Source organism: Escherichia sp. MOD1-EC6162, from assembly GCF_002965125.1.
Lineage (GTDB): Bacteria > Pseudomonadota > Gammaproteobacteria > Enterobacterales > Enterobacteriaceae > Escherichia > Escherichia marmotae.
In genome coordinates, this window is sequence record NZ_PTSB01000004.1 from 70409 (window position 1) to 82242 (window position 11834).

At 51.6% G+C, this 11834-nt stretch carries 8 protein-coding genes; 4 read left to right on the plus strand and 4 right to left on the minus strand.

Annotation, left to right across the window (positions count from 1 at the left end):
- Positions 1 to 236: 236 nt before the first annotated feature.
- Positions 237 to 1457, minus strand: coding sequence for a fosmidomycin MFS transporter (fsr, locus tag A9587_RS05170; RefSeq protein WP_001251628.1), 1221 nt, complete (start codon positions 1455 to 1457; stop codon positions 237 to 239).
- A 220-nt stretch (positions 1458 to 1677) separates the two neighbouring features.
- On the opposite strand from fsr, the gene ushA reads away from it, so the two are divergent.
- Positions 1678 to 3330 (plus strand): bifunctional UDP-sugar hydrolase/5'-nucleotidase, encoded by a 1653-nt coding sequence (ushA, locus tag A9587_RS05180; RefSeq protein ID WP_000670590.1) that lies wholly within the window; start codon positions 1678 to 1680, stop codon positions 3328 to 3330.
- A 36-nt stretch (positions 3331 to 3366) separates the two neighbouring features.
- Here ushA and ybaK read toward each other — a convergent pair whose 3' ends face one another.
- From ybaK to copA, 3 genes are all read right to left on the minus strand, one after another.
- Complete coding sequence (ybaK, locus tag A9587_RS05185) at positions 3367 to 3846, minus strand: Cys-tRNA(Pro)/Cys-tRNA(Cys) deacylase YbaK (RefSeq protein WP_000186624.1); 480 nt, start codon at positions 3844 to 3846, stop codon at positions 3367 to 3369.
- 202 nt (positions 3847 to 4048) lie between these two features.
- Positions 4049 to 4843, minus strand: coding sequence for a TraB/GumN family protein (locus tag A9587_RS05195; protein ID WP_105263328.1), 795 nt, complete (start codon positions 4841 to 4843; stop codon positions 4049 to 4051).
- Between the two features lie 184 nt (positions 4844 to 5027).
- Positions 5028 to 7529, minus strand: coding sequence for a copper-exporting P-type ATPase CopA (gene copA, locus A9587_RS05200; RefSeq protein WP_000083928.1), 2502 nt, complete (start codon positions 7527 to 7529; stop codon positions 5028 to 5030).
- Positions 7530 to 7790: 261 nt separating this feature from the next.
- Here copA and glsA point away from each other — a divergent pair, with 261 nt between their 5' ends.
- The 3 genes from glsA to A9587_RS05215 all read left to right on the plus strand — a co-directional run bounded on the left by glsA (position 7791) and on the right by A9587_RS05215 (position 11717).
- Positions 7791 to 8723: a glutaminase A gene (gene glsA, locus A9587_RS05205; protein ID WP_001278189.1), complete on the plus strand. Its 933-nt coding sequence runs from the start codon at positions 7791 to 7793 to the stop codon at positions 8721 to 8723.
- A gap of 2 nt (positions 8724 to 8725) precedes the next feature.
- Positions 8726 to 10018, plus strand: a complete 1293-nt coding sequence (locus A9587_RS05210) for an APC family permease (RefSeq protein ID WP_000982141.1) — start codon at positions 8726 to 8728, stop codon at positions 10016 to 10018.
- A 343-nt stretch (positions 10019 to 10361) separates the two neighbouring features.
- The gene (locus A9587_RS05215) at positions 10362 to 11717 is read left to right on the plus strand and encodes a TolC family outer membrane protein (protein ID WP_105263327.1); all 1356 of its coding nucleotides are present in this window, start codon (positions 10362 to 10364) and stop codon (positions 11715 to 11717) included.
- Positions 11718 to 11834: the final 117 nt, after the last annotated feature.

An 11834-nucleotide genomic window follows, 5' to 3' on the forward strand; every position in this document is an offset into this window, starting at 1 on the left:
CGTCTCCTTTTCCTGGTGGTAGTTGTCCATATTTTGGCCGGGAAAACCAAAATTACAGGTAATAGTTTATGACAATTTCATTGATGATGTTTATGAATAATTGTTGAATTTTGCAGAAAAATGGAATTAGCCGCAAAAAAAGCACGGATCGGAAAAGTGATGAGGTGTATGAAGAGGAAAGGCTTATGGCTACTGCAAAATGAAGCAGCCAAAGTTTACCTTTGGCTGCCGGGAATTCAGGATTTATGCCGATTATCAGGTAAGAATATGGTCAACATTCCCAGAAGCGGCAGGAAAGCACAGATTTTATAAACTAACTCGATGCTGGTATGGTCAGCGAGAAGCCCCAGAACCGCTGCGCCAAGGCCTCCCATCCCGAAAGCAAAACCGAAAAAGAGTCCAGAAACCATGCCGATACGCCCCGGAAGTAGCTCCTGGGCGTAGACCAGAATGGCGGAAAACGCCGAGGCGAGGATAAATCCAATAATCACCGTTAAAATACCCGTCCAGTACAGGCTGGCGTAAGGTAAAATCAAGGTAAACGGCGCAACGCCGAGGATAGAACCCCAAATTACATATTTTCTACCAATTCTGTCCCCCACAGGCCCGCCAATGACGGTTCCCGCCGCGACGGCAAACAGGAAGGCAAACAGATGAAGTTGGGCATTCTGGATAGATAAACCGAACTTTTGCATCAAATAAAAGGTGTAATAGCTGCTGATGCTCGCCATATAGAAATATTTCGAGAAAATCAGGATTAACAAGATGCTGACTGCCAGTACCACTTTGTCGCGTGGCAGCGGGTTAACAATCACTTCTTTCGGTTTGCTTTTACTCATTTGGTGTTGCGCGGCGTACCAGCGGCTGATTTGCGCCAGTACTACGATAGCCAGCAGTGCCGCCAGTACAAACCATGCGACGTTGCCTTTGCCGTAAGGTGCGATGATCACCGCCGCCAGCAATGGCCCCAACGAACTACCAAAGTTACCGCCTACCTGGAAGATAGATTGTGCCAGGCCATGACGCCCCCCAGACGCCATACGCGCCACGCGGGAAGATTCCGGGTGAAAGACCGATGAACCTGTACCGACCAGCGCCGCCGCCAGCAGAACCGCACCAAAACTGTCCGCCAGCGCCAGAAGCACCAGGCCGCTCAGGGTAAAGCACATGCCAATCGGCAGCGACCACGGCATCGGGTATTTATCGGTCCAGTAGCCGACCACCGGTTGCAGCAGAGAGGAAGCGAGCTGGAACGTCAGGGTAATCATGCCAATCTGCATAAATGTCAGAGAAAATTCAGACTGGAGCAGAGGATAAATCGCCAGAATTAGCGATTGGATCATGTCGTTCAGCAGATGCGAGAGGCTGATTGCGCCTAAAATACCAAACGATGTGCGTGCCTTAGTGGTTGACGCAGCCGCGCCCGCCACAGGCTGGGTTTGTTCACTCATTGCCATAGGAAAGTCACTTTTTCAGGGTTGCGATGTAAAGAATTATCTTATTTGTGATTATTACCTGACTAACATACCTGCATGCGCTGTCTTAAGGAAGTCTCAATGCTTAATACAGAATTTCCATTTTTGTATGTAGATTTACCATCACCACACACAGATTTGTCTATTATGTCGCGTCATACTAATTTTCAACACGTTGATATCTGGTCAGGGAGAGAGAAATATGAAGTTTTTGCAGCGGGGTGTGGCATTAGCATTATTAGCCGCATTTACACTGGCGAGTGAAACCGCCCAGGCTTATGAGCAGGATAAAACCTACAAAATTACGGTGCTTCATACCAACGATCACCACGGTCATTTCTGGCGTAATGAATATGGCGAATATGGTCTGGCGGCGCAAAAAACGCTGGTGGATGGTATCCGCAAAGAAGTCGCTGCTGAAGGTGGTAGCGTGCTGTTACTTTCTGGTGGCGACATTAACACCGGTGTACCGGAATCCGACTTACAGGATGCTGAACCTGATTTTCGCGGCATGAATCTGGTGGGTTATGACGCGATGGCGATCGGTAATCATGAATTTGATAACCCGCTCGCCGTATTACGTCAGCAGGAAAAGTGGGCTAAGTTCCCGTTGCTGTCCGCCAATATCTATCAAAAAAGTACCGGCGAGCGCCTGTTTAAACCCTGGGCGTTGTTTAAGCGTCAGGATCTGAAAATCGCGGTTATTGGTCTGACGACCGATGACACGGCGAAAATTGGTAACCCGGAATATTTCACTGACATTGAGTTTCGTAAACCTGCCGACGAAGCGAAGCTGGTGATTCAGGAACTGCAACAGACAGAGAAGCCGGACATTATTATCGCCGCCACGCATATGGGGCATTACGACAATGGTGAGCACGGTTCAAATGCTCCGGGCGATGTAGAGATGGCGCGCAGCTTGCCTGCCGGATCGCTGGCGATGATCGTCGGTGGTCACTCGCAAGATCCGGTCTGTATGGCGGCGGAAAATAAAAAACAGGTCGATTATGTTCCTGGTACGCCTTGTAAACCGGATCAACAAAACGGCATCTGGATTGTGCAGGCGCATGAGTGGGGGAAATACGTGGGGCGGGCTGATTTTGAGTTCCGCAATGGCGAAATGAAAATGGTCAACTACCAGTTGATTCCGGTGAATCTGAAGAAGAAAGTGACCTGGGAAGACGGGAAAAGTGAACGTGTGCTTTACACCCCGGAAATCGCTGAGAACCAGCAAATGATCTCGCTGTTATCGCCGTTCCAGAACAAAGGCAAAGCGCAACTGGAAGTGAAAATTGGCGAAACCAATGGTCGCCTGGAAGGTGACCGCAGCAAAGTCCGTTTTGTGCAGACCAATATGGGACGATTAATTCTGGCGGCACAAATGGATCGCACAGGCGCTGACTTCGCGGTGATGAGCGGCGGCGGGGTCCGCGACTCCATTGAGGCTGGTAATATCAGCTACAAAAACGTGCTGAAAGTGCAGCCGTTCGGCAATGTGGTGGTGTATGTGGATATGACGGGTAAAGAGGTGATTGATTACCTGACCGCCGTCGCGCAAATGAAGCCGGATTCCGGTGCCTATCCGCAATTTGCCAACGTCAGCTTTGTGGCGAAAGACGGCAAACTGAACGACCTGAAAATCAAAGGCGAAGCAATCGATCCGGCGAAAACTTACCGTATGGCGACATTAAACTTCAATGCCACTGGTGGTGATGGTTATCCGCGCCTTGATAACAAACCGGGTTATGTGAATACCGGCTTTATTGATGCTGAAGTGCTGAAAGGCTATATCCAGAAAAACTCGCCGCTGGATGCGAGCGCATATGAGCCGAAAGGTGAGGTAAGCTGGCAGTAATCTGAAAGTGCCGGATGTGCGCATCCGGCACAATGCTTAATCGCGGCGAGCAATATCGGCAAATTTCGCATCGAGGATCTTCGCCAGATCGCCTGCTGCCAGTTCGATATCTAACCCGCGTTTACCACCAGAAACATAAATGGTGGCAAATTCTTGCGCGGGGGCGTCGATGATCGTCGGCAGACGTTTTTTCTGCCCCAGTGGGCTAATTCCCCCAACCAGATACCCCGTGGTGCGTTGTGCCACCATCGGATCGGCCATCTCCACTTTCTTGGCACCCAGCGCCTTTGCCACCTTTTTAAGATCCAGTTGACCTGCGACTGGCGTAACGGCTACCGCCAGATGTTTCATATCGCCGTTCACCGCGACAAGCAGCGTTTTGTAGACCTGATCCGCATTCAAACCTAATTTTTTGACCACTTCATCGCCAAAATTAGTTTCAGCCGGATCGTGATCGTAGGTATGAATCTGGAAAGAAATCTTGTTTTTTTCGAGTAATTTAACTGCGGGTGTCATCGTAATTTTCCTGCCTCAAACAAAAAACGGAGAAAGCATACGCCTGATGGCGGCCCAAAAAAAAGAGTCATCTTGCCTAAGAGTATTGGCAGGATGGTGAGATTGAGCGACAATCGACTTACACCGTCGCTTAAAGTGACGGCATAATAATAAAAATATGAAATTCCTCTTTGACGGGCCAATAGCGATATTGGCCATTTTTTTAGCGCAGCATCTGCGGCAAATTCCCTTCTCCATATAAGTGCAGTGCGCCAACCGCGACCACATAGCGCCCCGGCGGCATAGCGCGTAATTTATCCCGCCAGGCAAGATTGCGCTGGTGCATCAGCACATCGTACAGCGACTGACTGAATGTATTGGGCAGCGTTATTTCATTATCTTGCGGTGGCGTATTCAGCCACCAGCTCATCATTTGTTGCAACAACCGGGCGTTGGTATGCCAGTGGGTCAGAGTATCGTCCAGCAGTGCCAGTCCGTTGTCGGGAAGCTGGAGCAACATGGCAATCTGATTTTCTGCCCCTTCCAGTTCAATCACGGGCTTATGTTGTTGCTTCGCTACCTGCAATAACTGGTAATCGATACCATATTCTGCCCGCAGCCCCAGTTTTTGCGCCTGTGTCGCCTGAAGAACCATCGCGATTTGCCACAGCGGTTGAGTAGAAAACAGCGAGGGAGAAATGCCCATCTCCTGGCTAATGTGTTGCAGGTTTTGCATCTGTTCTTCGCTGATACGCTCTTCCAGCGCTTCGCAGGAAGGGAGATTGGCAAATGGGGTATCGCTGGTGGAAACATCCGCCTCGACGATAAGCGCATCGGCTTGTTTGAGTTTTTTGAGCAGCCGGACGGGCAGGGGAGCCATATCGTGGCTACCCATATGAATACTGCCAATGAGATGAAAATGACGATTACCGGAAAGAGAGATATCGATGGCAGGCCAGGTGTAATGATTACCGCGCAGCGCAGCCCAAAGTGTTTTTACCCGGTACAACAGATCCATACGACCTCCCTTTGTGAAATATCATGCTAGCGCGCGGGGAGGAATGGCGCAAATGGAGTTGATTGTTGCACTTGTGCACAGTGCTTTGTCCAGTAAACCGGACAAGGCGTTCACGCCGCATCCGGCAGTCGTGCGTTAATGCCAAATGCGCCGCCCTGAAGCAGCGCATCCGGCAATGACGTACTTACTCTTTCGGTTTAAACCGCAGCAACCGGTTGGCGTTGCTCACCACGGTAATCGACGAGAGTGCCATGGCTGCCCCGGCAACCACCGGGTTAAGCAAGGTTCCGGTGAACGGCCATAAAATACCGGCGGCGACGGGGATCCCAATGCTGTTATAGATAAACGCACCAAGCAGATTCTGCTTCATATTACGCAGCGTTGCGCGGGAGATGGCGAGCGCATCGGCAACGCCCATCAGACTATGGCGCATCAGAGTAATCGCTGCGGTTTCAATCGCAACATCACTCCCACCGCCCATTGCAATACCGACATCCGCCTGGGCCAGTGCTGGCGCGTCGTTAATACCGTCACCCACCATTGCGACCTGACGCCCCTCGCTTTGCAGACGTTTAATCGCTTCGGCTTTACCATCCGGCAATACACCCGCAATCACTTCATCAATCCCCGCTTCTTTGGCGATCGCATTGGCGGTCGTTGGGTTATCCCCGGTCAACATCACCAGACGATATCCCGCTTTATGCAGCCGTTGCAGCGCCGCCACGCTATCACTACGTAATGGATCGCGTACTGCCAGCAGGGCTACCGCTTTACCGTCAACCGCCAGCAGCACTGGCGTTGATCCTTGCGATGCCTGGGCGGTAATCTCCGCTTCGATAGCTTTCGTATCTACTTGCTGATCATTTAACAGCGCCTGATTCCCCAACAGCAGCGCATGGCCTTCAGCTTCACCGCTCACGCCCAGCCCGCGCAATGTGCGGAAGCCGTTGACTTGTGGCAGTTGCATATCGCCTGCTTTATCGAGGATTGCCCGCGCCAGTGGGTGGCTGGAACCTTGTTCCAGTGCCGCCGCCAGACGCAGCGCCTGCGCTTCGTCAACATCAGCAAAGGTTTTCACAGTGACAACCTGCGGCTTCCCTTCGGTCAGCGTCCCGGTTTTATCGAAAACTACGGTATCCAGCGTACTGGCACGTTGCAGTGCGTCGGCGTCACGCACCAGCACACCGAACTCTGCCGCGCGGCCGACACCAGAAATAATCGACATCGGCGTTGCCAGCCCCAGCGCACACGGGCAGGCGATAATCAGCACCGTGGTGGCAATCACCAGGGTATAAACAATTTGCGGTGCCGGACCAAAGAAATACCAGATTGCCGCACTGATCAGCGCAATCACCACCACTACCGGCACAAACACGGCAGAGATTTTATCCGCCAGTTGGCCGATTTCCGGCTTACTGCTCTGGGCCTGGCGCACCATGCGAATAATCCGCGACAAGGTAGTATGGCTGCCAACCGCACTGGCGCGAAACAGCACGCTGCCGTCCTGCACCACCGTCCCGGCATGGACACTATCGCCTTCGCCTTTTTGCTGCGGAATAGGTTCACCCGTCAGCATTGCTTCATCCAGCCACGCTTCGCCCTGGGTAATCTCACCATCTACCGGCACACGATCACCGGTCGTCAGGCGCAGCAACATACCTGGCTGCACTTCAGCCAGCGGCACACTTTTTTCACCATCTTCGGTGACCAGTCGTGCCGTGGGCGGGGTTAAATCGAGTAATTTCTCCAGCGCTTTAGAAGAGCGCTGACGTGCGCGCGCTTCCAGCATATGGCCGAGATTAATCAGACCGATAATCATCGCGCTGGCTTCGTAATAAAGATGTCGCGCTTCCATCGGGAACCACTGCGGCCACAGGTTGACGCTCATCGAATAGAGCCACGCCACGCCTGTACCCAGCGCTACCAGCGTATCCATCGTCGCCGCGCCGTTCAGCAGGCTTTTCCATGCGCTGCGGTAAAAATGCCCACCCGCGAAAACCATCACCGCCAGCGTAATCAGGCCGATAACCAACCACAGGTTGCGGTTGTCGGCAGTGACCATCATGTTCTCGCCAATCATCCCCCAGACCATCACCGGGATACCCACCGCCAGGGCGACAATCGCCTGCCAGCGGAAGCGTTTCATAGTCGCGACGGCGGTTTCCTGCTGGCGCTCGCGGCGTTTAGCATCATCTTCAATCGCCTCTGCGCCGTAGCCCGCTTTTTCCACCGCCTGCACTAAATCTTGTGGGGAGGCACTGCCCATCACCAGCGCAGTGCGCTCCGCCAGGTTTACCCGTGCCTGGGTGACGCCCGGTACGCTTTGCAGCGCGTTCTGCACCCGGGTGACACAACTGGCGCAGCTCATGCCGCTCAGCAGCAACTGCTGACTATCGTCTTCGGCGGTCGCTGCCGGAAGCTCATCAGGAACCGCTGTCAGTGCTTCCGACGGGATTGATGACTCCGCCAGCGGTTTAGCCTTTGGGTGGCTTACTGATGCGTCATAACCCGCTTGCTTGATAGTTTCGATAAGCTGTTCTGCGCTGGCAGTACCGGTAACGTGCGCTTCAGTGATAGACACGTCCGCCTGCTCAACGTCCGGGCGCTGCTCAAGACTCTCTTTTACGCGTTTAACGCAGTGACCGCAGGACAAGCCGTCCAGGGTCAGGTCGATTGTTTGAGACATAATTCACTCCTTTAAGACAGTGTTGACTGACTGAGATAAAGGGTAAACCTTCCAGCAAGGGGAAGGTCAAGAAATTAATTAATCACCTGGATAAAAGTCAGTGAAGATTAAAAAATTGGCTCAATTTCCATCAGAATCAGACAATTATCTCTTTGTTTTCCTGTAGTTAATTTGCGGGTGCTAAGTTAAATCAGGATGCCTGAAAATTGGCATCGGGGTGAGGAATAACCTCCCGCATCTATAAAAAGGAGTTAACAAAAGATGTCAGATGCAAAAAATTTACAGCAGGCAGTGGACCAGGCATATACCCAATATCATTCACTGAGCGGCGGACAAAATGCCGATTACATTCCCTTTCTGGCGAATGTCCCCAGCCAACTGGCGGCAGTGGCTATTGTGACTTGCGATGGTAGCGTCTATCGCGCGGGTGACAGTGATTACCGCTTTGCGCTGGAATCCATCTCGAAAGTCTGTACGTTAGCCCTCGCGCTGGAAGATGTCGGCTCGCAGGCGGTTCAGGACAAAATTGGCGCTGACCCGACCGGATTGCCTTTTAATTCAGTCATCGCCTTAGAACTTCATGGCGGCAAACCGTTGTCGCCACTGGTGAATGCAGGTGCTATCGCCACTACCAGTCTGATCAAAGCCGACAATGCCGAGCAACGCTGGCAGCGGATTTTACACATCCAACAACAACTGGCTGGGGAGCAGGTGGCGCTCTCTGATGAAGTGAATCAGTCAGAGCAGACCACCAACTTCCACAATCGCGCAATTGCCTGGCTACTGTATTCCTCCGGATACCTCTATTGCGATGCGATGGAAGCCTGCGACGTGTACACCCGTCAGTGCTCCACGCTTATCAATACCGTTGAACTGGCGACGCTTGGCGCGACGCTGGCGGCGGGCGGTGTTAATCCGCTAAGCCAAAAACGTATTCTTCAGGCCGATAATGTACCGTACATCCTGGCCGAAATGATGATGGAAGGACTGTATGGTCGCTCCGGTGACTGGGCGTATCGCGTGGGGTTGCCCGGAAAAAGCGGCGTTGGCGGCGGTATTCTGGCGGTCGTACCTGGCGTGATGGGTATTGCCGCGTTCTCGCCACCGCTGGATGAAGAAGGCAACAGTGTTCGCGGACAAAAAATGGTGGCATCGGTCGCTAAACAACTCGGCTATAACGTGTTTAAGGGCTGATCATGATGAACACGGAAGGTGATAACGATAACAAACCCCTCGGGCTATGGAATGTCGTTTCCATCGGCATTGGGGCGATGGTGGGGGCGGGGATCTTTGCCCTGCTGGGGCAGGCCGCGTTGTTAATGGAAGCCTCGACCTGGGTCGCCTTTGCCTTTGGCGGTATTGTGGCGATGTTTTCCGGTTATGCCTACGCGCGGCTTGGGGCGAGTTACCCCAGTAACGGCGGGATTATTGACTTCTTTCGTCGGGGATTAGGTAATGGCGTCTTTTCGCTGGCTCTATCGTTACTGTACCTGATGACGCTGGCGGTGAGTATCGCGATGGTGGCTCGTGCCTTTGGCGCTTATGCCGTGCAGTTTTTGCATGAAGGCAGCCAGGATGAGCATCTTATTTTGCTGTACGCACTGGCGATCATTGCGCTGATGACACTATTTAACTCCTTAAGCAATCATGCGGTAGGGCGGCTGGAAGTGATCCTCGTCGGCATCAAAATGATGATCCTGTTGTTGTTGATCGTCGCAGGCGTCTGGTCGCTACAACCAGCGCACATTTCTGTCTCTGCACCACCCAGCTCCGGCGCGTTCTTCTCCTGTATTGGGATAACCTTCCTTGCTTATGCGGGCTTTGGCATGATGGCAAACGCAGCGGATAAAGTGAAAGATCCGGCGGTCATTATGCCACGGGCGTTTCTGGTGGCGATTGGCGTTACCACGCTACTCTACATTGCGCTGGCGCTGGTGCTACTTAGCGATGTTTCGGCATTAGAGTTAGAAAAATATGCCGATACCGCCGTAGCGCAAGCCGCTTCTCCGTTGCTCGGACATGTGGGTTATGTGATTGTGGTCATCGGCGCTTTACTGGCGACGGCCTCAGCCATCAACGCCAACCTGTTTGCCGTGTTTAACATCATGGACAATATGGGCAGCGAGCGCGAACTGCCGAAATTAATGAATAAATCCCTGTGGCGGCAGAGTACCTGGGGCAACATCATCGTAGTGGTGTTGATTATGCTGATGACGGCGGCGCTGAATTTAGGCTCGCTCGCCAGCGTCGCCAGTGCCACTTTTTTGATCTGCTACCTGGCGGTGTTTATGGTCGCTATCCGCCTGCGTCATGATATTCACGCCTCGTTACCGATCCTTGTTGTTGGCACGCTGGTTATGTTGTTGGTGATCATCGGGTTTATTTACAGTCTGTGGTCACAGGGCAGCAGTGCGCTGATGTGGATTATTGGCGCACTATTACTAAGCCTTATTGTGGCAATGGTAATGAAACGGAATAAAACGGTATAAACTTTTCTGTGCGCGGTGCTTTCTGTACTGCGCTTTTATTTTTATCCTTAAATTAATCTCCTTTCTTATGCCTTTAATAAATAATTCACAAAAAAAAAGATATATAGACGATAAAACTGTGATTTCTATCACTTCCTGGTATGGATTATTCTTAACAAGGATGATGGTAATCTAAAAGTCGTAGTGTATTCTTAATAAATGACGTATAAGCTTTTCAACTGCATTTCTTTTAAAGGGGGAAGTAAAAACGAAAGAGATGCGCAAGTTATTACCCTTCTTAAATAAAATGATGCTGGTTATAAAGATCAGTTAAAATAATGACCTGGAAGGAAGTGACTTACCTATGGCGCGATTACAATTAAAAAACCGTAAAAATAAAGGTCTGATATTTTTAATAAGTTTTATTGTGATGGGAGGAGACGCGCTTGCTGCACCGTTACCACAATGGGCTAATGCCCCTGCGGTTACGCCGGTTGCCAGTTTATCCTTACAGGAAAGTATATTACGCGCATTTGCCCGCAATCCTGACGTCACCCAACAGGCGGCGCAGATAGGTATTGGCGAAGCGCAAATCGATGAAGCCAAAAGTGCCTGGTATCCGCACGTGGGTTTAACCGGCAACGCAGGCCCGTCGCGACAAACTGACTCCAGCGGCAGGCTGGATAACAACGTTTCTTATGGCATAACCCTGACGCAACTGGTGTATGACTTTGGTAAAACTAACAACAATATCAAACTGCAAACTGCCGCTCGTGATAGCTACCGCTTTAAATTAATGGCCACCCTGACCGATGTCGCAGAGAAAACGGCGACCGCCTATATGGAAGTTAGCCGTTATCAGGCTTTGTGTGACGCGGCGCAACGCAATATTCACTCGCTGGAAAATGTCTATAACATGGCGGCACTGCGCGCCAATGCCGGGCTGAACTCATCTTCTGATGAATTACAGGCCCAGACGCGTATTGCCGGAATGCGCTCGACGCTGGAGCAATATCAGGCACAGATGGCCAGCGCCAAAGCACAACTGGCGGTGCTGACCGGCGTACAGCCGGAGGCGATAGCCGCGCCGCTAGGCGAATTAGCCGAACAGCCAGTATCGCTAAAAAATATCGATTATCAGTCCATCCCACTGGTGCTGGCGGCAGAAAACTTACGCCAGTCGGCTCAGTACGGGGTAGAAAAAACCAAAGCGCAATACTGGCCCACGCTCAGTATTCAGGGGGGCAAAACGCGCTACCAGACCAGTGACCGTTCGTACTGGGACGACCAGTTACAGTTGAACGTCAATGCGCCGCTGTATCAGGGGGGCGCGGTTTCTGCTCAGGTGCAACAAGCCGAAGGGCAACAAAAAATCTCTGCCTCGCAGGTCGAACAGGCAAAACTGGATGTGCTGCAACGGGCGTCGGTGGCGTATGCCAACTGGACCGGTGCACGGGGTCGTGAAGAAGCAGGTTTAGCGCAATCCGAAAGCGCGCACAAAACGCGAGATGTGTACCAAAATGAATATAAATTAGGCAAACGCAGTCTGAATGATCTATTAACCGTCGAGCAAGATGTCTTTCAGGCGCAATCGGCTGAAATAAATGCCAATTATGATGGTTGGGTCGCAGCAGTTAATTATGCCGCTGCGGTTAATAACCTGATTCCATTAGCGGGAATTAAACAAGGCTTATACAACGACTTACCCGACTTGAAATAATCCTGCCATTATTAATAGTAGGGCTACATCGTTATTAAGTGATTTTACTCGTCATGCTTCAGGTTAGCATGAATTGCGGCTGCGTATCCTCTCGCTTGCCACCTTTCTGCAACTTGA